The sequence below is a fragment of the Streptomyces sp. NA04227 genome (assembly GCF_013364195.1).
Classification (GTDB): Bacteria; Actinomycetota; Actinomycetes; order Streptomycetales; family Streptomycetaceae; genus Streptomyces.
The window spans coordinates 5,437,641-5,457,571 of sequence record NZ_CP054918.1 but is presented as its reverse complement, the minus strand read 5'-3'; the positions used below and the strand labels follow the sequence as shown (position 1 = coordinate 5,457,571).

General features: G+C 69.4%; 19 protein-coding genes. 7 read left to right on the top strand and 12 right to left on the bottom strand.

The window, feature by feature from the left end:
• Window positions 1-36 precede the first annotated feature (36 nt).
• The 3 genes from HUT18_RS23400 to HUT18_RS23390 form a co-directional block, all read right to left on the bottom strand.
• Window positions 37-1,359, bottom strand: coding sequence for a PhoH family protein (locus HUT18_RS23400; RefSeq protein ID WP_176102524.1), 1,323 nt, complete (start codon window positions 1,357-1,359; stop codon window positions 37-39).
• 544 nt (window positions 1,360-1,903) lie between these two features.
• The gene (locus HUT18_RS23395) at window positions 1,904-2,665 is read right to left on the bottom strand and encodes an isoprenyl transferase (protein ID WP_176102523.1); all 762 of its coding nucleotides are present in this window, start codon (window positions 2,663-2,665) and stop codon (window positions 1,904-1,906) included.
• Between the two features lie 1,048 nt (window positions 2,666-3,713).
• Window positions 3,714-4,793, bottom strand: coding sequence for a helix-turn-helix transcriptional regulator (locus HUT18_RS23390; RefSeq protein WP_176102522.1), 1,080 nt, complete (start codon window positions 4,791-4,793; stop codon window positions 3,714-3,716).
• 306 nt (window positions 4,794-5,099) lie between these two features.
• Between HUT18_RS23390 and HUT18_RS23385 the strand changes: the two genes are divergently transcribed.
• The gene (locus tag HUT18_RS23385; RefSeq protein WP_176102521.1) at window positions 5,100-5,612 is read left to right on the top strand and encodes a DinB family protein; all 513 of its coding nucleotides are present in this window, start codon (window positions 5,100-5,102) and stop codon (window positions 5,610-5,612) included.
• Window positions 5,613-5,662: 50 nt separating this feature from the next.
• Here HUT18_RS23385 and HUT18_RS23380 read toward each other — a convergent pair whose 3' ends face one another.
• Entirely contained in the window at window positions 5,663-6,163 is a 501-nt protein-coding gene (locus HUT18_RS23380; RefSeq protein WP_254878769.1) for an ATP-binding protein, read from the bottom strand.
• Between the two features lie 285 nt (window positions 6,164-6,448).
• On the opposite strand from HUT18_RS23380, the gene HUT18_RS23375 reads away from it, so the two are divergent.
• The 5 genes from HUT18_RS23375 to HUT18_RS23355 all read left to right on the top strand — a co-directional run bounded on the left by HUT18_RS23375 (window position 6,449) and on the right by HUT18_RS23355 (window position 11,937).
• Window positions 6,449-7,300, top strand: a complete 852-nt coding sequence (locus HUT18_RS23375) for a helix-turn-helix transcriptional regulator (protein ID WP_176102520.1) — start codon at window positions 6,449-6,451, stop codon at window positions 7,298-7,300.
• 9 nt (window positions 7,301-7,309) lie between these two features.
• Entirely contained in the window at window positions 7,310-7,501 is a 192-nt protein-coding gene (locus HUT18_RS23370; protein ID WP_176102519.1) for a hypothetical protein, read from the top strand.
• A gap of 266 nt (window positions 7,502-7,767) precedes the next feature.
• On the top strand, window positions 7,768-9,756 hold the full coding sequence (locus HUT18_RS23365) for a glycoside hydrolase family 3 protein (RefSeq protein ID WP_254878767.1): 1,989 nt from the start codon (window positions 7,768-7,770) through the stop codon (window positions 9,754-9,756).
• Window positions 9,757-10,162: 406 nt separating this feature from the next.
• The gene (locus HUT18_RS23360) at window positions 10,163-10,918 is read left to right on the top strand and encodes a GNAT family N-acetyltransferase (RefSeq protein WP_176102517.1); all 756 of its coding nucleotides are present in this window, start codon (window positions 10,163-10,165) and stop codon (window positions 10,916-10,918) included.
• On the top strand, window positions 10,915-11,937 hold the full coding sequence (locus HUT18_RS23355) for a 1-acyl-sn-glycerol-3-phosphate acyltransferase (RefSeq protein WP_217710516.1): 1,023 nt from the start codon (window positions 10,915-10,917) through the stop codon (window positions 11,935-11,937). The genes HUT18_RS23360 and HUT18_RS23355 overlap by 4 nt, the downstream gene beginning before the upstream one ends.
• Before the next feature lie 129 nt (window positions 11,938-12,066).
• Here the strand turns inward: HUT18_RS23355 and HUT18_RS23350 are convergent, their stop codons facing one another.
• Window positions 12,067-12,885, bottom strand: a complete 819-nt coding sequence (locus HUT18_RS23350) for a hypothetical protein (protein WP_176102516.1) — start codon at window positions 12,883-12,885, stop codon at window positions 12,067-12,069.
• Window positions 12,886-13,418: 533 nt separating this feature from the next.
• Between HUT18_RS23350 and HUT18_RS23345 the strand changes: the two genes are divergently transcribed.
• Window positions 13,419-13,871, top strand: a complete 453-nt coding sequence (locus HUT18_RS23345; protein WP_176102515.1) for a hypothetical protein — start codon at window positions 13,419-13,421, stop codon at window positions 13,869-13,871.
• An 18-nt stretch (window positions 13,872-13,889) separates the two neighbouring features.
• Here the strand turns inward: HUT18_RS23345 and HUT18_RS23340 are convergent, their stop codons facing one another.
• The 7 genes from HUT18_RS23340 to HUT18_RS23310 form a co-directional block, all read right to left on the bottom strand.
• The gene (locus tag HUT18_RS23340; protein WP_176102514.1) at window positions 13,890-14,582 is read right to left on the bottom strand and encodes an OmpA family protein; all 693 of its coding nucleotides are present in this window, start codon (window positions 14,580-14,582) and stop codon (window positions 13,890-13,892) included.
• A gap of 4 nt (window positions 14,583-14,586) precedes the next feature.
• Window positions 14,587-15,177: a hypothetical protein gene (locus tag HUT18_RS23335; protein ID WP_176102513.1), complete on the bottom strand. Its 591-nt coding sequence runs from the start codon at window positions 15,175-15,177 to the stop codon at window positions 14,587-14,589.
• A 32-nt stretch (window positions 15,178-15,209) separates the two neighbouring features.
• Window positions 15,210-15,851 carry a pilus assembly protein TadG-related protein gene (locus tag HUT18_RS23330; RefSeq protein WP_176104752.1) on the bottom strand — a complete coding sequence of 214 codons (642 nt, stop codon included), beginning with the start codon at window positions 15,849-15,851 and terminating at the stop codon, window positions 15,210-15,212.
• On the bottom strand, window positions 15,848-16,087 hold the full coding sequence (locus tag HUT18_RS23325) for a hypothetical protein (RefSeq protein WP_176096592.1): 240 nt from the start codon (window positions 16,085-16,087) through the stop codon (window positions 15,848-15,850). Before HUT18_RS23325 ends, HUT18_RS23330 begins: the two co-directional genes overlap by 4 nt.
• 569 nt (window positions 16,088-16,656) lie before the next feature.
• Window positions 16,657-17,547: a DUF5936 domain-containing protein gene (locus HUT18_RS23320; RefSeq protein WP_176102512.1), complete on the bottom strand. Its 891-nt coding sequence runs from the start codon at window positions 17,545-17,547 to the stop codon at window positions 16,657-16,659.
• A 7-nt stretch (window positions 17,548-17,554) separates the two neighbouring features.
• On the bottom strand, window positions 17,555-18,496 hold the full coding sequence (locus HUT18_RS23315; protein WP_176102511.1) for a type II secretion system F family protein: 942 nt from the start codon (window positions 18,494-18,496) through the stop codon (window positions 17,555-17,557).
• 58 nt (window positions 18,497-18,554) lie between these two features.
• Window positions 18,555-19,898 carry a CpaF family protein gene (locus tag HUT18_RS23310; protein ID WP_176102510.1) on the bottom strand — a complete coding sequence of 448 codons (1,344 nt, stop codon included), beginning with the start codon at window positions 19,896-19,898 and terminating at the stop codon, window positions 18,555-18,557.
• Window positions 19,899-19,931 lie beyond the last annotated feature (33 nt).

The following is a 19,931-nucleotide window of genomic DNA, read 5'->3' as shown; positions in this document are numbered from 1 at the left end:
TGTCCGCGACAAAAATATCTGTTGCGGACAGCCGGGTCAGATCTGCCCGTCCTCCAGCATTTCGGTCACCAGTGCGGCGATCTGCGACCGCTCCGAACGGGTGAGGGTGACATGCGCGAAGAGCGGATGCCCCTTGAGCTTCTCGACGACGGCGACGACTCCGTCGTAGCGCCCGACCCGCAGGTTGTCGCGCTGGGCGACGTCATGGGTGAGCACCACACGGGAGTTGGCGCCGATCCGGGACAGCACCGTGAGCAGCACATTGCGTTCGAGCGACTGCGCCTCGTCCACGATCACGAAGGCGTCGTGCAGCGAACGCCCGCGGATGTGGGTCAGCGGCAGCACTTCCAGCATGCCGCGCGCGGTGACCTCCTCGATGACCTCGCGGCTGGTGACCGCCGAGAGCGTGTCGAAGACCGCCTGCGCCCAAGGGCTCATCTTCTCGGACTCGTTGCCCGGCAGATAGCCCAGTTCCTGACCGCCCACCGCGTACAGCGGCCGGAAGATCATGATCTTCTGGTGCTGGCGCCGCTCAAGGACCGCCTCCAGACCCGCGCACAGCGCAAGCGCCGACTTGCCCGTTCCGGCCCGGCCGCCCATCGAGACGATGCCGACCTCGGGATCGAGCAGCAGGTCCAGGGCGATGCGCTGCTCGGCGCTGCGGCCCTTGACGCCGAACGCCTCGCGATCCCCGCGCACCAGACGGACGTTGCCCTCGGGAGTGATCCGGCCGAGTGCCTTGCCCCGCTCCGACTGGATAGTCAGACCGGTGTGCACGGGCAGTTCGGACGCCTCGGGCACGTACAGCGTCTCCTCCTCGAAGAGCAGGTCCACCTGCTCGCCGGGGAGGGCGAGTTCGGCCATGCCGGTCCAGCCCGAGTCGGTGATCGCCAGCTCGGCCCGGTACTCCTCGGCGAGCAGTCCGACGGAGGACGCCTTGATGCGCAGCGGCAGATCCTTGGAGACGACCGTGACGTCGTACCCCTCCGCCTGGAGATTGCGCGCGACCGCCAGGATCCGTGAGTCGTTGTCCCCCAACCGGTAACCGGCCGGAAGTACGCCCGGGTCGGAGTGGTTGAGTTCGACACGTAGCGTGCCGCCCATGCCCCCGATGGGGAGCGGTGCGTCGAGGCGCCCGTAACGGACCCGGTAGTCGTCGAGCAGGCGCAGCGCCTGCCTGGCGAAGTAGCCCAGTTCGGGGTGGTGCCGCTTGGCCTCCAACTCCGTGACCACCACGATCGGGAGCACGACCTCGTGCTCCTCGAATCTGGCCATGGCGTTGGGGTCCGCGAGCAGGACGCTGGTGTCGAGAACGTAGGTGCGCCGGTCTGGCTTGTGGCGCTTTGTGCTGGTCACCACGGAAGGACGTACCCCCTCGGATGAGGTGCGGGGAGTGTCGCGGACCGGCCGGGGTCTCCCCCGAAGCCCGCGAATTCAGGACCGGGTTCGGCTCCCGCTGCGCGGGCCGAACGCCGGCCCTCCACGTCGCCCGCGTTTCTCACGCGGTCGTCCTGGTGCAAAGGGCCTCCCGGACGGACGGCCCCATGCCGTCCGCTGAGATACGACGCCCCACCCTGTCGTGCACGGGCGTCGACCTGCCTGGCTTATTCCCTCTCCCGGGGGCCGCCATGCCATGGCATATGACGGCGTGTATGTGAACTCTTGGTTACTCGCACAAACCGGGCGTACGGGACGACCGCCGCACGGGTGACACGCACCGGGCCGAACTCCCGTGCGCCGGGGGCGCGAAGGGGCGAGGGGCGGTGCGAGAGGCGGGGAGGTGCGCCAGGAAATGGGGCGCAGGGGGAGGTGAGAGAAAGAGGAGTTTGACGGGGCGTGCGACATGCCGGAATTACACCGAATGACGGAAATGAAATCATCCGGCTGTACGTTCCGCCCTCGCTCAGCCGCCGTAACGCCGGTGTCTGGCCGCGTAATCACGCATGGCACGCAGGAAGTCGACCTTGCGGAACGCGGGCCAGAAGACCTCGCAGAAGTAGTACTCGGAGTGGGCCGTCTGCCAGAGCATGAAGCCGGACAGCCGCTGTTCGCCACTGGTACGGATGACCAGGTCCGGGTCGGGCTGGTCGCTGGTGTACAGGTGCTGGCCGATCATGTCGGTGTCGACGACCTCGGCGACGTCCTCCAGGGTCGCGCCCCGGTCGGCCTGGTCGAGCAGCATCGAGCGGACCGCGTCCGCGATCTCCTGACGGCCGCCGTAGCCGACGGCGACGTTGACGGTTATCCCGTCGACGTGGGAGGTGGCCTCCTCGGCCTCCTTCAGCACGTGACGCATCGGCGTCGGCAGGATGTCGAGGTTGCCGACATGGTGCACGCGCCAGCGCCCGTCCGCCGCCAGCGAACGGACGACTCTCTCGATGATCCCGAGCAGCGGACCGAGCTCCTCACCGGGCCGGTCGAAGTTGTCCGTTGAGAGCAGCCACAGCGTGACCACCTCGACGTCGGCCTCGGCACACCAGCCGAGGAACTCACCGATCTTCTCGGCTCCTGCGCGGTGCCCGTGCGCGGTCGTACTGCCCGCCGCCTTCGCCCAGCGGCGATTGCCGTCCATGATCACGCCGATGTGCTTCGGCACCTGATCGTGATCGAGTCGGCCTTCCACCCGGCGTGCGTAAAGTCTGTACACCAGGTCGCGCAAGTTCACCGAGTCTCACCTCTCACTCATGGGGCACCGCCCCCGAACGCCGATACGTTCGCCGTGGGCGCGGGACCGCGACCCCCGGTGGTCTCCGGGATTCCGGGCGCGGCGTATAGGCCCCGGGTCCGCTCACGCGGCCCTTGATGGCACTCCCCCGGAGGGGACCCTACCGCCGACGAGGCCCTTCCAGCCCATCCGGGTGGGCGGGGCCACAGGCCACGGCCTCGCCGTCCGGGCCGGACCCTGGGCACACCATGGGCTCGTACGTCATGACGCGCGAGCCGGAGGTTCCGGTTCCGCTCACGGGGAAAAGGGGGACGCCAGGCGCCGGGAGATGGGAGACGGGCGGAACGGCTCGGGAGCGGGGACGTGACGGCCGGAAACGAAGAACGGACCGGGCTCGCAGATGGCGTGCGCCCGGTCCGGGGAAATCCCGAGGGATTTCGAGGGCCTTCGGAGGAACCCGGAGGAAAGAGAACGGGCCGGCCCGTGGGGGGGGGAGACGGGCCGGCCCGAGGGGGGGTTTCCACCATAACCCTTGGTGAGCTGCGCCGCGTGCATCGGCGTGCCCCTATTACTCTCCGAGTCCGAGAAAGGGCGGTGAGCCACCGTTTCGGGGACGGGCCCGGAGGTCGCGATCCCAGTCGCCGCAAGGGTTCCGCGGACTTCGGGCGCATTGGGCGCACAAGAGGGCGCACGCGCGTGACCGACACCACCGTCGGCGCGTCGCCGCCGTGGATGCGGGGCGCCGCTCCGGCACCGCGCAGCCCCCTCCACTGCGCGGTGCCGCCGCGCAGCTCTATAGATGGCTTTGCTTGCGCGAATTACCGAGACGTGAATCTACGGGACAGTCGCACTCGGCCGCGAGGCCACCCGGGTAACGATGCGAGAAATCCAGGCGTCCACCCGCCTCCGTCCAAGTGCCGGGGCGGGCCTGCTTCCCGGGGCGCTTCGGGCTATTGGCGGCGCGGCCATTTTGCGGTCCGGTCGCCCGGCTCGACGGCAAGTTCACCGAGGGGGCCGGGGCCCCGACCCGTGTCCGGCCTCCGGCCCGTCAGGCCTTGCCCGAGGTCCGGTCCGTGTTGTTGTCCTGCGCACCGCCGCCACCGCCGCCCTGACGAGGCACCCGTCGAGGCGTTCCGTACCGGGAAACGGTGGCCCGCTGGGCGAAGATGTCCGCCTTGGGCGAGCACTGGTAGTAGACGTTGCTGCCCATCCGGGTGCGCGTCACCAGGCCCGCGCCGTGCAGCCGGGACAGGTGGTACGAGACCGTGGACGGGCTGAGCTGGTGCAGCCCGGCGAGCTGCGAGGTGGTGCGCGGCTCGGAGAGGCTGGTGAGCAGGCGCACCCGCGACTGGCCGAGCACATCGTCCAGGCCGCCCTCGGCGACGGTGCCCGTCTCCTCCCGGCGGCCGACCGGGTAGCTGATCGCGACCGGCGAGGCGGTCTCGGCCCGGCCCAGGTCGACCATGTGCACGGGACCGATGGCGGTCGGATAGAAGGTGACCTGGCCGCGCACCCGGGTGGCCACATCGCGGCGGTCGCGGATCAGGATGACGTCGCCGTGGGCGTCGATGGCCGGGTGCAGCCGGCTCAGCATGGCGCCGACGCCACCGCGGGCCGCGACCCGTCCGCGGAAGTCGATCTCGGACTCCACGCGGGAGGCCATGGCGGACCAGTGCGGGGCGAGCACGCGCTGGAAGAGCTGGTAGGCCTCGTCGAACAGTGCATCCGTGAATTCCCGCCCGCGCGCTTCGAGCAGCCCACGCAACTCCGTTGCCCGCGCGGCCTGTTCGGCTCCGGCGATCTGGCCGCTCCGGTTGAGATAGGACGTCAGGCGCGGCACCAGATCGGCGTGTGCCTTCGTCAGCATCTGTAGTTCGTCACTCAGCTCGGGCCGGAAGGCGGACGGGACGGACGGCAGCCAGGGGAAGTCGTCCACGAATCCGCGCAACAACCCCAGCCTGCGCAGCTTCAGTTCACGGATCGCCGTGACGACGTCACCGGAGGCCGGGTAGCCGTCGACGGGCACGGCGGGGAAGCGCGAGTCCAGGATCAGCCGGAGGTGTTTGAGCGGCGAGACGACGAAACGCGTGGTGACGAGCGCGTCCGGTGTCAGATGGATCCGTATCACGACTACCCCCGAGCAATTCCGCGGCCGGCCCGGCATGACCGACCTTCTCGATCCTTGCAGGCGGCACTGACAAGCACCTCGCCCCCGGGCACGAGCCCGCCACCCACCTCTGGGAGTACGCGCCCTCGTTTCGAGCCGCCCACGCTCCTTCTCTGGTCGCAGTCACCGTACGGTCCGACCGTCCGTATGCAGTAGGGGAGTTGACTCAAAAGTTGTCTAGGAAATCAGCGGCCTCCCACGTAAAGCAGCGGCGCCCGCAGAGCGACCTACGCGAGCCCTGTCAGCCCCCGCTGTTACGTTCGCGCCATGACGCCGAACCCCACCGCCGCGGAGGACCCCGCCACCGTCGACGAGAAAAGCTGCCTGCTCACGAGCCTGAACCGGCACCGTGACGCCATCCTCTGGAAGCTCCGGGGCCTGGACGAGGAACAGCTCAGACGCCCCATGACCCCGTCCGGAAGCAATCTGATCGGCCTGCTGAAGCATCTCGCCTCGGTCGAGTACGGCTGGTTCTGCGAGACCTTCGGCCGCGAGGTGGAGCCCCTGTGGTTCGATCCGGCGACGGAACAGGACATGAGCCTCACCGAGGGCGAGACCCCGGACCAGATCTTCGCCTTCCACGCCCGCGCCCGCACCGCCGCCGACGCGGTGATCACGGAACTCCCCCTCGATGCCCTCGGCACCTCCTGGCGGGGCGTCAGCGTCTCGCTGCGCTGGGTCCTCGTGCACATGGTGGAGGAAGTGGCCCGGCACGCGGGGCACATCGACATTTTGCGGGAGTTGATCGACGGGGCGACCGGGGATCACAACCGCTCCTGAACCTTGCGTACGGGCCGGTCCGCCGACCCTCAACCGGCCCTGGCGGCAAGCTACTTGCCGACCTCGCCGAAGGCTGCCGCTCCCCCACGCGGCAACACGGCCCACATCCGCGTACCGCCCCCGGGTTCGCGGGCGTCGCCGAAGCCCCACTCCCCGCCGCAGGACCGTACGACCACGGCGAGCAGGCGCAACGCCGCCCGGCGCCGCGATTCGCAGGCCGCTGCCAGCTTGGGGTGCAGGTGTCGCGGGTGGCCGTCGTGGACGATCACCCGCAGGGCCTCCTCCCGGTAGCGGAGGGACACGTACATCTCGGTGTGGGGTGTGAACCGGCAGGCGCAGGCGGCCAGTTCGCCCACCACTTGCAGTACGGCGTCCGCCATGTCCGCGAGCCCGTGGGCGGCGAGCACGGTACGTACGGTCGCCCTCGCCACGGCGGCGCTGCCGGGCGCGGCGGGCAGGGTCACGCTGTAGGTGAGTGAGTCGGGGGTGAGCGGTTCTCCGGCCACGTCCAGGTCGAGACGGTCGGGGCAGGCGGTGGCGCGTACGGACATGGTCAACTCCCGTTCGGGGGTGGGGTGGTGGACGTGCGACGGTCACGCGTACGTCGGCGAACGGTGGCTTGTCTCCCTGACGCCCCTGCCCATCCCAGGGATGGAGTGCGGGCAGGGGTGTGATGCGCTTCCGGAACTCGACAGTTGAGTAACCGATGCATCACTCACTGTAGAGTCGCGAGTGACAATGTGCCACTCACTCAACGGATTTGCCCCCTGTCGATCTCGTGGAGCGTGGTGTGAGCAGCGGGCACACTGGCAACGAAGACGGACCGGAGGAGACGCATGCCACCGAGGCGAACGCCCACACAGCGCCAGAAGCGACTCGGAACCGAGCTACGAAAAATGCGCCTCGCGGCAGGTGCGTCGACCGAGTTCGCAGCGGGACTCCTCGGAGTCGACCGCACCAAGGTCTCGAACATCGAATCGGGAACTCGGACCATCACACCCGAGCGCATTCGCAAGCTGGCATGCAACTACTCCTGCGAGGACGGGTCGTACATCGACGCGCTCGCAGCGATGGCGAGCGATCAGGACAAGGGCTGGTGGGAGGGGTACCGGGGTCAGCTCCCCGTCGGATTGCTCGACATCGCCGAACTTGAATGGCACGCAAGGAAGTTGAGAGTCGGCGTTTCCATCCATCTGCCTGGCCTGCTTCAGACGGACAGGTACGCGCGCACGATCTTCGCGGCAGCCCTGCCGGCACTGGAGCCCGCCGAAATAGAACTCCGCGTCGCCCTTCGCCTCCAGCGTCAGCAGGCGCTGCACCGCAACTCCCCACTCCACTACGTGGGTTATGTGCATGAAGCAGCGCTCCGCATGGAGTTCGGCGGGGCGAAGGTGATGCGGCCCCAGCTGGAACTGCTCTGCGAAAGCTCGGAGATGGAGAACGTGGAGCTACGGGCAATTCCCTTCAAGGCCGGTGTGTTCCCGGGCGCCGGTCAGTCGGTGATCTACTTCGAGGACGGGGTGCCGAACCTCGACACCGTGCAGCTCGACTCGGCGCACGGCCCGGAGTTCTCGGACGCGCAAGCCCAACTGGACAAGTACCGCTCGCACCTTGACCGAATGGCACAGATTGCGCTCCCGCCCGAGCAGTCGCGAGACTTCGTTCACCACATCGCCCGCGACCTGTAGAGGGAACACATGGCCGACATTCGCTGGGAAGAACCGTTCTGCGCCGAGGGCTCCAACTGCTTCCGCATAGGCACCGACCCCGAAGGCAACGCCTACCTCGCCATCGCCGGGCAGGAGGAGAACCACCTCAAGGACACCCGCGAGGCCCTCCGCACCCTCATCACGGACATCAAGGCAGGCAAGGCCGACCACCTGCTGTGAACCGGTTGAACCGGGTGCTCTTGTTCACTACTTGAAGAATGAGCGCGACATCTGACGGTGCTTGCTTGAAGTCTTGACACTCTCTCGGTGAGCCGGGAAATTCGGTGCCGGGTGCCGTGGAGACGTCAGGGGCATGTCGGCGCCCGGCCGTTCACGTCGTCCGCGGGTGCGGAGGGCCCGGGCGGCCGCCGTCGTCGATCGGTCCACCCGGGGCGGGGACGTTGACGTTCCGGGCGACCGGTCCCAAGTCAGGGATGGACGTCTTGATGCACCCCCACACCCCCCGCACCCCCGGCACCCGACAGCGGCGCAGAACCGGTTCCCGGCTCACCGGCACACTGCTCGCCACCGCCGCCCTGCTGGCCGGGGCCCTCACCGCGCCGACCGCCGCCGGAGCGGATGCCTCCTCCGACGACCGGACCACGGCCACCGACCCCCGCCCACAAGCCCAAGCGCCGTACCGCAACGCCAAGTTGCCCGTCGACCGGCGCGTCGCCGACCTGCTCGGGCGGATGACGCTCGCGGAGAAGGTCGGCCAGATGACCCAGGCCGAACGCGCCGCCGTGGACGGCGACCGGGACCAGATCACCCGGCTCGGGCTCGGGTCGCTGCTCTCCGGCGGTGGCTCGACGCCGAAGCCCAACACCCCCGAGGCGTGGGCGGACATGGTGGACGCCTACCAGGAGAAGGCGCTGGCCACCCGGCTCGGTATTCCGCTGCTCTACGGAGTGGACTCGGTGCACGGCCACAACAATCTGGTCGGTGCCACCGTCTTCCCGCACAACATGGCCATGGGTGCCACCCGCGATCCCCAACTGGTGCGCAGGGCTGCCGAGATCACGGCCACCGAGACCAGGGCGACCGGGCCGCAGTGGGCGTTCGCGCCCTGTGTGTGCGTGGTGCGGGACGTGCGCTGGGGGCGCTCGTACGAGAGTTACGGGGAGGACCCGGATCTGGTGACCCGGATGGAGAGTGCGATCGACGGGCTCCAGGGCACCCGGCCGGAGGACCTCGCGCGGCCGGACCGGGTGCTGGCCAGTGCCAAGCACTTCGCGGGCGACGGGGACACCGAGTACGGGACCTCGACGACGGGGACGTACACGCTCGACCAGGGTGTCACCGTCACCGACCACGAGTCGTTCAACCGGATCGACCTGGCGCCGTACGTCCCGGCGGTGCGAAAGCATCACGTCGGCACGATCATGCCCTCGTACTCCAGCGTGAAGTGGACCGACGCCGGGGACGGCAAGCCGGTGAAGATGAGCGCGCACAAGGAGCTGCTCACCGATGTGCTGAAGAGCAAGATCGGCTTCGACGGCTTTCTGATCAGTGACTGGGAGGCCATCCACCAGCTGCCCGGTGACTACGCCGCGCAGGTGCGGGCCTCGGTCAACGCCGGGATGGACATGTTCATGGAGCCGTACGCGGCACCGAAGTTCGTCGAGACGCTGATCAAGGAGGTCGAGGCGGGGCGGGTCGAGACGTCCCGTATCGACGACGCGGTGAGCCGGATCCTGCGGGCGAAGTTCCGGCTCGGGCTGTTCGAGAAGCCGTACACCGACCGCTCGAACGCGGACACCATCGGCTCGCCCGCGCACCGTGCGGTGGCCCGTGAGGCGGTGGCCAAGTCGCAGGTGCTGCTGAAGAATTCGGGTGGCGCGCTGCCGCTGAAGAAGTCGCAGAAGATCTACGTGGCGGGCGTCAACGCCGACGACCTCGGCAACCAGGCCGGTGGCTGGACGGTCACCTGGCAGGGGCAGTCCGGCAACGGCCACTTCCCCGGCACCACCATCCTCGGCGGCATCAAGGAGCACGCCGAGCAGGTCACGTACAGCCAGGACGCCGCGGCGCCGACCGAGGGCAACGATGTCGGAGTCGTGGTCGTCGGCGAGACCCCGTACGCGGAGGGCATGGGTGATGTCGGCAACGGCGGGCACACGCTGAACCTCTCGGCCGCGGACAAGGCGAACATCGACCGGGTGTGCGGGGCGATCGAGACCTGTGTGGTGCTCGACGTGGCGGGGCGGCCGCAGATCGTGACCGACGAGCTCGCGAAGACGGACGCGTTCGTCATGTCGTGGCTGCCGGGCGCCGAGGGCGGCGGCGTCGCCGATGTGCTCTTCGGCCGCACGCCGTTCACCGGCAAGCTCCCGGTCACCTGGCCGCGCAGCGAGGCGCAGGAACCCATCAATGTCGGCGACACGGACTACGACCCGCTGTTCCGGTACGGATTCGGGCTGAGCGCCCGCCGCTGACCGTCGCGCCGCCACCCCGGGCCGCACCGCCGAACCGCCTGTGACCTGCGGGCGGCGGTGCGGCACGCAGCCGGTGCGTAAGCGGCGCGAGGGCGGCGCATCCCCTTGGGCCGCGCGCGGGTACGTGCGTACGGTTTCGGCCACATCACGAACTCCGCGAGGCGACGCCACTTCAGAGGTCCGCCCTTCCGCCCGGCTTCTCGTGGCATTCATCGCGTGCACACCCGGCGAACCGATGCTCCCTGGCAGGACACCCGTAGGACTCGATACGCCAGACACCGACCCGGCGTGCCAGTGACCGTGGCGCGAAGCGAACGGTGCCCGTCCCCCTGTGTATCGAGCGCACCGCCGTGGGCCCCCCGCATACACGGAGGTCTCCGGCCCGGCCATGGGAGTACGGCGAGACATGCTTCTGACATCCACGGGCACGACGCCCGACACCAGTAACTACGTCACCTCCATCGCGGACACCGAGGAGCAGATCCGCGCGGCGCAGCGGCTGCGCTACCAGGTGTTCGCCGAGGAGATGGGCGCCGCGCTGAGCACACCGCTGGCTGGCCACGACATCGACGAGTACGACGACCGCGTCGACCACCTGATCGTCACCGACACGACCAGCGGCGAGGTCGTCGGCACCTACCGGCTGCTGCCGCCCGGCCGCCTCCAGCACTCCTACTCGGACAGCGAGTTCGACCTGCGGGCGCTCGACGAGGTCCGGCCCTCGATGATCGAGACGGGCCGCTCCTGTGTGCACCCCGACCACCGCTCGGGCGCGGTGATCAACCTGATGTGGTCGGGCCTGGCCCGCTACGTCCTGCTCTCCGGCCACCGCTATCTCGCGGGCTGCGCCTCGGTGCCGCTGTCGGACGGCGGCGTCGCCGCCTCCAACGCCTGGCTGCTCGGCAACTCCAAGCACGCCTCCCCCACCGAGCTGCGGGTCCACCCGCGCCGCCCGTGGGTGCCCTCGGCCCAGGCCGCGGTGGAGCGTCCCTCGTACGCCGAACTGCCCCCGCTGCTCCGTGCCTACCTGCGGATCGGCGCGTGGATGTGCGGTGCGCCCGCGCACGACCCGGAGTTCGGGGTCGCCGACTTCTTCGTCCTGCTCGACATGGACCGCCTCAACGACCGCTACCGGCGCTACTTCCTCGGGGAAGTGCAGTGAATCCGCTCAACCCCTGGCCCCTGGAGCCGGTCTGCGACCCGAGCTGTGCGGGCCGCTCCACGGCGTCCGTCTCCCCCGCCGTGCGGGGCCGCCGCTATGCCGCCCTCGCGTACACGGTCGCGGGCGCGGTGGCGGCGGGCAAGCGGCTCTCGGAGCCCGAAGTGGTGCGCGCCAAGGCGCGGGCGGTGCTCGACGGCGTCGGTCTGCGGATCGTCGGCGACACCGGTCCGCTCAGCGTGCCCAAGGAGGAGTCGGGCGGCACCGGCACGCTGATCGTCGCCAACCACATCTCCTGGATCGACGTCATCACGATGCTGGCCGTCGAGCCGATGACCATCCTGGCCAAACAGCAGGTCGGCGGGTGGCCGGTGATCGGCGGCCTGGCCCGGCGCCTCGGCACCCGGTTCGTGCACCGCGAGAAGGTACGCGAACTCCCGCTGATGATCGAGGACATGACCCGGCTGCTCGCCTCCGGCCGCTCCGTCCTCGTCTTCCCGCAGGCCACCACCTGGTGCTCGGTCGCGGGCGGCGGCTTCTACCGCGCCAGCTTCCAGGCCGCCGTCGACGCCGGGGCCCCCGTGCGCCCGGTGACCATCGACTACTTCCAGGGCCCGCGCCGCACCCGCTGGGCCGGCTTCCTCGGCGTGGAGAACTTCACCGCCTCGCTGAGCAGGGTGGCGGGCGCGGCGGACATGACGGTACGGGTCACCGCCCACCCGCCAATACGCGGCACCGACCGGCGCCAACTCGCCCAGGACGCACGGTTGGTGATCAACGGGGAGCTGGCGCCGATGCATGCGGGGCCGGGGGCTGTGGCGAAGGTTCGGACGGGGGCCGGGGCGGGGGCTGCCGCCGAGGTTCGGGCGGGGGCGGCGGTAACCGTGGTTCGTACGGGTGCGGCTGCTGACGTTCGTACGGGTGCGGCTGCCGACGTTCGTACGGATGCGACTGCTGACGTTCGTACGGATGCGGCTGCAGCCGAGCCCGAGGACGAGCCTGCCCGGATGGCCGTGGGCTGACCGGCGGGATGTGCGCCGCCCTTGGGACGGCGCACATCGCCCGGGAATCCGCGGGTGAGTGTGGGTTGGCGGGTGCGGGTTGGCGGGTGCGGGTGCGCGGGTCAGAAGGCGTGGTTCAGGACGCGCGGGTCAGGGTGTCCGCGGGCCGCCGTCCGCCCGCACGGTGAAGTCCCAGGAGTACGTGAAGCCGTCGGCCGGGTCCTTCACCCACTGAACGAGCACCTTCACGGCGCCCTTGGGGATCAGGAACGTCTCGCAGAAGACATGGCTTTCGCCTTCCTTCCAGTTCGTGATCTCCTCCGGTGTCTCACAGCCCTTGGCCGGGGGCACGTCCTTGCCCCGCACCTCGGCGCTGTCGAGGGGCGTGCCCGGCTGCCCGTCGGCGGTCAGCCGGATGTCCCCGATCCGCGGATGTCCGGCGATGGTGCCGCCGTCGTCGTTGGTGAGCTTCAGGTAGGCGGTCGCGGGCACCTTGCCCTCGACCAGCGCCGGATCGTCCACCAGCTTCCTGGCGTCGGCCTCGGTACCGATGTCGACCTTCTGCGCGCCCGCCACGTACGTGGTCTCGGTCTTCCGGTTGGCGACCTCGCCCCGGCCGCTCTCACCGGGGCCGAGCTCCTGACCGTCGTCGGGGCTTCCGGAGGGCTTTGCGGAGGGCTTTCCGGTCGGCGTTCCGGAAGGCTTGTCCGACGGACTCCCGGACGACGCAGGGTCCTTGGCCTTGTCGCCGCCCTCGTCGTCGCCTCCGCACGCGGTCAGGGCGACGGCGAGGAGAGGGAGCAGGGCGAGGGAGGCGGCGGTCCGGAGCCACGGGGTCCGCCGCGTGTGCGTGCGCGGGGTCGTCCCGTCTGCGGCCGTCCGGGGCGCGGCCTCGGCCGCCCCGCCCCACTGTCGTACGTGGCTGTCTGTTCGGCGTTGCACCTGCGTGGTCTTCGTCGGCTTCGGCACGGGATCTCCTGAGCGGGTGGTCGCCCCGGGCGGGGGCGGTTGGACGTACGGGCCCACAAGGAGGGTTCCTCGGTGCGGGGCGCCCGGCGGGGCGGTCACCCGGTAGGAGGGGATTTTCTGGACATGGGTTGCCTGTGCGAAGGGTGGCGGGCGCGCGAACGGTGCCGCCGCGCGCCCGCTCGGGGGTCGCTGCGCGCCTGCTCAGAGGTTGACGCGCGCCAGCAGGTTCACCCCGTTCCACCGGGTCGTGGTGGCGTTCGCGCAGCGCACGGCGTAGGGGGGCGTTGGTGGCGGGTGCGGCAGGGCGAGGCCGAGGTAGTGGGGGCCGCGTGCCCAGGCGGTTTGTCACAGCCGAAGAATGCTGTGTAGACAAAGCTGAGCGGCAAGATCACCCCAGAGACAGTCAAGCGACTGATTCCTACCTCAATGAGCTTCCGGGAGGCGCGTCAATGACGCCACGAAACGCAAGGCGACGCCCCCTTGGGCTCACCACCTTGGCGTTAGCCCTAGCGCTGATCGCCCCAGCATGTTCGATGGAAGACCATGCGAGCGGCATGGATTACCAACCGAAAAGTCGACCCCCTCAAGAAGTGCTTACCGAAGTCAAGTCGCTGTCGAGCGGTCTCTACGACATACTCCACGTTCGCGGGAAAACCACAGCACCTGGCCCCATGGCAAGCAATTGCAAGTCCGATGACAACGAAGAGGGGAGCTTGCAGATCGTTCGGCATCCCTGGTCGCTCTATGGCGTGAACAATGCAAGCCTCCAAAAGGGTATGTCGAACCTCGCTCGCGAACTCCCCAAACGCGGATGGAAGATCGTGAAGAACGGCCCGAATCGCAGCGAGGCCCGAACCCTCGAGATTCTGGCCGTGCACATGAAGACCCGCACGCAAATGCACGCCGAATGGTTGCGGGGTCTGGATGCAGGCACCGAACCTTTGATCGCCTTCGACGTGTATTCGCGGTGCTTCAAACCTGAGTAACGACGAGACTTTCGTCGCTCAGAGAGGACCTGCCGGCTCGGAGCCCGCAGGTTCTGCCTCTGCTTCAGGGGCCGTCGCTCCGCCCCGCGGGAAGCTGATCTCCACCCGCCGGTTCTTGCGGCGGCCCTCCTCGTTGGTGTTCTCCGCGATGGGGTAGTCCTCGCTGTAGCCGCGGACGTGGAAGGTCACGTCGGGGCCGAGGCCCGGGGCCAGTACGTCGTGGACGGCCTCGGCGCGTTTGCGGGAGAGTTCCTTGCCGTGCTCGTAGGTGCCCAGGTCGTCCGTGAAGCCGAACACCCGTACCACTCCGGAGCCTTGGGACTTGATCTCCTCGGCGATGGCCTCGATCCGCGCACGGGCGCTCGGGTTGAGGCGGGCGCTGTCCTTCGGGAACAGGACCTCCGCCTGGAGCGCGAACTTCACGTCCAGGTTGGTGTCCTCGCGGCGCTCCTCACCGCCGGTGTCCTCCACCACCGACTTGATGTCCAGCACCTTCGCGGGCGCCAGCGTCGCTCCGGCCTCCAGCCTCAGGCCCGGGCTCGCCGCGTCCACCTTCGGCGGCGCCTGCGAAGTGACGCTGCCGGGCGGGACGCTGGGGTCGGGGTCGTCGGCTTGGGCGGTGCCGGTGGTCACCGCGAGAGTCAGGACAAGGGCGGTGGCGGTCAAGGCCGTTGCGGTGGCCTTCGTGCCGTAGCGAGGGGCGGAGGACATGGCTTCACTCTCCCTCGGTGATCTCGATGTTGGCCGGCGGCATCGTCGGCAGCTGGAGCTGCACCTTCGCGGTGCCTTCCGGTGGCGCGGGGAACTGCGCGAACCAGTCGATGGTCTCGCCCTGATCGATGCCGCCCTGGAAGACGGTGCACAGGCACCGGCCCTGGGTGTCACGCAGTACGAGGTACTTCTTCTTGCCCGTGGAGTCGACCAGGCTGGCGCCCGCGAGTGAGCCGCCGTTCTTCTTCAGCTCGGACTCGTCACTGCGCCATTCGCTACCGACCCATATCCCGGACTTGTTGTTGGTCACCTGGCCGCTGAGGGTGAGAAAACCGCCCTGCTCGCGGACGGCGGAAGTCACCGTGACGCTGATCCCGTTGCCCTGCACCGTGGTCGGGTCCTGGCCCTCGCCAGGCTCCTTCGGGTCCTCAGCGGTGTCGTCGTTCTTCTCCGGCGCGGAGGACTTGCCACCTTCGCTCTTCGGGTCCTTGTCGTCGCCGTCTCCGCCGCACCCGGCCACCGCGAGGACCAGTCCAGTCGTGAGCGCCACCGCAGTGAGCGCCCTGCGGCCCTTCATGGTGTGCCGAAGATTCATCGGTACGGGTTCCTTGTCTCGTTCTGTCACTGTCACTCGGCCAAGTGCACGGCGAACAGGGTGGATGCGTCGGGGAGATCGTCCGGATCGAAGTCCTCGGGGTCGATCTCGATGAGGTCGCCGTCGCAGTCGAGTTCCACCGGCTTCTTGGGATCGGCGTCCTCGTCGATGTCGCAGCGTGGCTCGATCACGGCGACCGCGTCCGCTTTCGCGTGCTTGGCCTCGGTGCCCGGGATGATCGAGTCGCCGACCGTGTAGTTGGTCCGGACCTCGACCCGGTACCCCGGCAGACCGTTCGCCTCCGCGGCCCCGAAACCCGTGACCGAGGAGTCGTTGTCCGCCGCGAGCGCTTCGGCGGCGCCCCTGGCTCCGGCACCCTCGAAGTCGGTCCCGTCGAGCCAGTCCGGCCACCCGCCGTCCTGGTTGTCGTCACCGTCCTCGTCACCGTCGTCGCCGTTCTCGATCGCCTCGATGAGTCCGTCGAGGAGTTCGTCCCTGCTGTCCTGGGCCGCGGCCAGAGCGGCCGCGTCGGCCGCCGACTGGGCGCCGCTGCGGGCAACTGCCGCCTGAGCGAAGGCGAAGAAGGCGAGGGCCACGAACAGGATGATCGCGGTCAACCAGATGTAGAGGGGAAGTGTCGAGCCCCGGTCGGACCCGAAAGACCTCTCGGTCAGGCGCCGATGACGTCGTTGACCGCGTTGCCGATCGCTTCGGAGATCTTGCCGTCCAGGCCGAGTTGATCGATGAGCGTGTAGATCCCCGCGATCAGAATCATCAACCCCGCATACTCCACAAACCCAGCCCCCGCATCCCGCTCCCGCCCCCGCATCCGGGTCGACACGGTGCGTGCCCAGGTGGCGAGTGAGCGTTCCGTGCCCACCGCCGCTCTCAGCCACAGTTCCTTCGTCACGTTGTCCCTCTCCGTCCCGCCCTGTTCCGCGGCCCTGGTGGGCCCCGTACGTGTCGTCGCGTACGTCGGTGCCGGGCATGCGTGCCCGGCGCTTCGGCCCGCCGACCGTGCGGCGGCTGCTTATGGCCGCGGTCCTCACCGACACCACCCCCCGTGTGCCGCCCCGGACGTCCGGTACCGCTGGCGGCGGTGCCGTGGGGGCGGGTGAGCCCCGTTGCCGGTACGGCTGTTGTGGTTCTGCGCGATGTGCGGGCCCGTGAAACGGGCTCCGGGTGCCGGGAGTGTCACGTTCCGCTCCCGTGCCGTGTTCACCACCGTCTCACCCCCACCCGGGCCGTGGCACCGTCCGCCGTGCGATCGGCCACCTGATCCGTCACGTGACGGGTCGGGCAGGCCGGGTCCTGTCGACGCGGTCCCCGCCAACGCAATCGTCCCCACACGATCCGTACACGCGCAGTGTGGCCCATCTTCGGGGTCCGTGGAGACGTATGGATGACAAACCCGCAAAGAATTGCCCCTAGTTGATTGCAGGTGCGAAGGCGGGCGACGCGACAGCCGTACAGCCATGGTCACTCCCCGAGGATCGAGCCGAAGTCGGAGCCGGAGCCGAGGAACATGCCGGTGGCGATGAGGATCATGGTGGCCGGGAGCATGAAGACCAGGGTGGCCATGGTCGCCTTGGGGATGGTGCGGGCGGCGCGGCGGCGGGAGTTCTGGGCGTCGGTGCGGCGCATGTCGGTGGCGATCTGGATGAGCGTCTCGGCGATCGGGGAGCCGAGTTCCTCGCCCTGCTGGAGGGCGGAGACGAACTGGCCCACCTGCTCGGACTCGTTGCGCTTGCGCAGTTCGTCGAAGGCCTGGCGGCGGCTGACGCCCATGTCCATCTGCCGCAGGGTGATACGGAGTTCGTCGGCCCAGGGGCCCTCGTACTTCTCGGCGACGCGTTCCAGTGCCTGCCGGAAGCCGAGTCCGGCGGAGACGACGACGGCGAGGACGTCGAGGAAGTCGGGCAGGGTGCGGTCGATGACCTCGCGGCGTTCGCGGATGGCCTGCCAGATCAGGGCGTCGGCGGCGACCAGGCCGAAGACGAGGGTCATCAGGGCGAACAGGAGTTGGTCGTTCGTGAGGAAGACCAGGCCCATGACGACGCCGAAGATCCCGTAGACCGCGCGGCGGGCCGCGTAGCGGTCGAGGGTCAGGCCGCCGGGGTTGCCCGCCATGTCGATCCGGCGGCGTTTGGCGGCGACGCGCTTGGGGCCCATGAGCCGCAGGACGAGCGGGGCGAAGCGCATGCCGAGGCGGTCCACGGCGGAGCCCGCCGTGGAGACGCGGGAGGCGCCCACCTCCAGGGCCACGGCGAGGTCGTCGGGGAGCTTGGCGTCGGCGCGGTACAGCTTGACGCCGTAGCAGAATCCGGCGACGGCGAGCGCCATCAGGGCGGCGAGGAGCACGGCGGTCATGACGGGCTCACACCTCGATCTTGCCGAGGCGACGGATGACGAGGAAGCCGACCGCGTACAGGGCCAGGGAGAGCAGGATCAGTCCCTGGCCGAGTGGGGAGCCGGTCACCTTGGCGAGCGCGCCCTCGTTGGAGGAGTTGATGAGGAGGAGCGAGCCGAGGCCGAGGAGGGGGACCGTGAAGGCGGTGGCGTTGACCTCGGAGAGCATGGTGCGGATCTCGCGCCGGGTCTCCTTGCGGTCCTCCAGGGTCTGGGTGAGGTTGCGCAGGGAGCTGACCACCGAGCCGCCCGCCTTGTTGGCCAGGACCAATGTGGTGACGAGGACGCTGAGTTCGCGGGAGGGCAGCCGGGTGGCGAGTTCGTCCAGGGCTTCCTCGACGCTGCGGCCGAGGGTCAACTTGTCGGCCACCAGGGAGAGTTCCTCGCCCGCCGGGGCTTCGAGTTCCTCGGCGGCCATGGTGAGGGAGGTGCGCAGCGCCAGACCGGCCGCCGTCGCGTTGGCCAACAGGCGGGCCACATCGGGGAGTTGGCCGATGAAGGCTTCTATCCGCTTCTGGCGTTGCCAGTTGAGGAAGAGTACGGCGCTCCAGACGGCGACGAGTCCGGCGATCGGGCCGAAGAAGGGCGCCAGGGCCGCCGCCGCGATCAGCCATAGCGCGGCGACCGCGGCACTCACGTAGACGAGGAACTCGCCCGGGGTGACGTCGAGTCCGGTGGCCGCGAGCCGCTGTTGCACCGAGCGGCCGAGCCGGGTGCCGCGGAGCCTGCGGTCCACCCCGGCGAAGCGGCGGGCCCTGCCCGGTGGCGCGCCGGCGGCGCCCTCGCCGGAGAGCCGGTCGACCAGGGCCTGGCGCTGGGCCCGCCCGGAGGCGTAGGTGTGCAGTCCCGCGACGGCGAGGGTGCCGGTCAGGACGGTGGCGCCGAGCGCCAGAACGGCGGGGCTGTTCATGCCGGGCTCCGGGCGGGGGCGGGGGCAGGGACGCGGGCGGGGACGGTCGGGCGGGGGCTCATCCGATGGCCTGCCTCGGCGGATAGGGCCCCGGCGGCTGCCCCACCCCGAAGGCCGGAGGCACCGGCTCGTCGGCCAGGTGCAGCTTCTCGGCGGTTTCGCGGGGCAGTGGCAGGTGCTCGAAGTGGCCTCGTACGACGCGGTCGGCGGCCAGCGGGTGGGGGACGAAGCGGGTCACCGGCACCATCCGGAACTCGTCGCGGCCGTGCGAGACGAGCAGGGCGATCTCGGCGATCTTGCGGGAGCCGTCGCTGTGCCGGGCGAGCTGGACGACCACGTCCACGGCGGAGTTGATCTGGTCCTTGAGCGCCTCGAAGGGGATCTGCACCTCGGACATCGAGCCGAGGGTCTGCAGCCGCATCAGCGCGTCCTCGGCCGTGTTGGCGTGCACGGTGGCGAGCGAGCCGTCGTGGCCGGTCGACATGGCCTGGAGCATGTCGAGGGTCTCGCCGCCGCGGACCTCGCCGACGATGATCCGGTCGGGCCGCATCCGCAGCGAGTTGCGGACCAGGTCGCGGATGGTGACCTGGCCCTTGCCCTCGACGTTCGGCGGCCGGGACTCCAGACGGATCACATGCTCCTGCTGGAGCTGGAGTTCGGCGGAGTCCTCGATGGTGATGATGCGCTCGTGGGACGGGATCAGTCCGGACAGCGCGTTGAGCAGCGTGGTCTTGCCGGAGCCGGTGCCGCCGGAGACGATCACGTTGAACCGGGCCCGTACGAAGGCCGCGAGGAGCATCAGCATCTGCTCGTCGAGGGAGCCGAGGCCGATGAGTTCGGGGAGCGTGTAGGCGCGCGGGAAGCGCCGGATGGTGAGGGTCGGGCCGGTCAGGGACAGCGGCGGGATGATGACGTTGACGCGTTCGCCGCTGGGCAGCCGGGCGTCCACCATCGGATTCGACTCGTCCACGCGGCGGTTGACGGTGGAGACGATGCGTTCGATGGTCTGGAGCAGTTGCTCGTCGGAGGCGAAGCGCAACGGGAGCTGTTCGACCCGGCCGCCGCGTTCGACGAAGACCGAGTCGGGGCCGTTGACCATGATCTCGGTGATGGAGGCATCCGCGAGCAACGGTTCCAGTACGCCGAGGCCGAGCGCCTCGTCCACCACGCGGCGGATCAGCTGGCCGCGTTCGTGGGTGGACAGTACCGGGCCCTCACGGCTGATGAGGTGCCCGAGGACGCGTTCCAGACGGGAGCGGCGTTCGGCGGCGGAGAGCGAGGACATCTCCGCGAGGTCGATCTCCTCCAGGAGCTTGGCCCGGTAGGCGGCCACGAGCCGCCCGTCCTCCCGACCGGGCCCGCCGCCCTCCTCGGGCTGCGCGATACGCGACCTCAGGCTCATGTGTTCTCAACTCCCTTCGGTGGTACGGATGTT

Excerpts from the sequence above, each read along its gene's own strand:
- HUT18_RS23345 (WP_176102515.1), top strand. The coding sequence starts at position 13,419 with ATGGAAGACCATGCGAGCGGCATGGATTACCAACCGAAAAGTCGACCC.
- HUT18_RS23335 (WP_176102513.1), bottom strand. The coding sequence starts at position 15,177 with ATGAATCTTCGGCACACCATGAAGGGCCGCAGGGCGCTCACTGCGGTG.
- HUT18_RS23370 (WP_176102519.1), top strand. The coding sequence starts at position 7,310 with ATGGCCGACATTCGCTGGGAAGAACCGTTCTGCGCCGAGGGCTCCAAC.
- HUT18_RS23310 (WP_176102510.1), bottom strand. The coding sequence starts at position 19,898 with ATGAGCCTGAGGTCGCGTATCGCGCAGCCCGAGGAGGGCGGCGGGCCC.
- HUT18_RS23365 (WP_254878767.1), top strand. The coding sequence starts at position 7,768 with ATGCACCCCCACACCCCCCGCACCCCCGGCACCCGACAGCGGCGCAGA.
- HUT18_RS23320 (WP_176102512.1), bottom strand. The coding sequence starts at position 17,547 with ATGACCGCCGTGCTCCTCGCCGCCCTGATGGCGCTCGCCGTCGCCGGA.
- HUT18_RS23380 (WP_254878769.1), bottom strand. The coding sequence starts at position 6,163 with ATGTCCGTACGCGCCACCGCCTGCCCCGACCGTCTCGACCTGGACGTG.
- HUT18_RS23340 (WP_176102514.1), bottom strand. The coding sequence starts at position 14,582 with ATGTCCTCCGCCCCTCGCTACGGCACGAAGGCCACCGCAACGGCCTTG.
- HUT18_RS23385 (WP_176102521.1), top strand. The coding sequence starts at position 5,100 with ATGACGCCGAACCCCACCGCCGCGGAGGACCCCGCCACCGTCGACGAG.
- HUT18_RS23315 (WP_176102511.1), bottom strand. The coding sequence starts at position 18,496 with ATGAACAGCCCCGCCGTTCTGGCGCTCGGCGCCACCGTCCTGACCGGC.
- HUT18_RS23360 (WP_176102517.1), top strand. The coding sequence starts at position 10,163 with ATGCTTCTGACATCCACGGGCACGACGCCCGACACCAGTAACTACGTC.
- HUT18_RS23375 (WP_176102520.1), top strand. The coding sequence starts at position 6,449 with ATGCCACCGAGGCGAACGCCCACACAGCGCCAGAAGCGACTCGGAACC.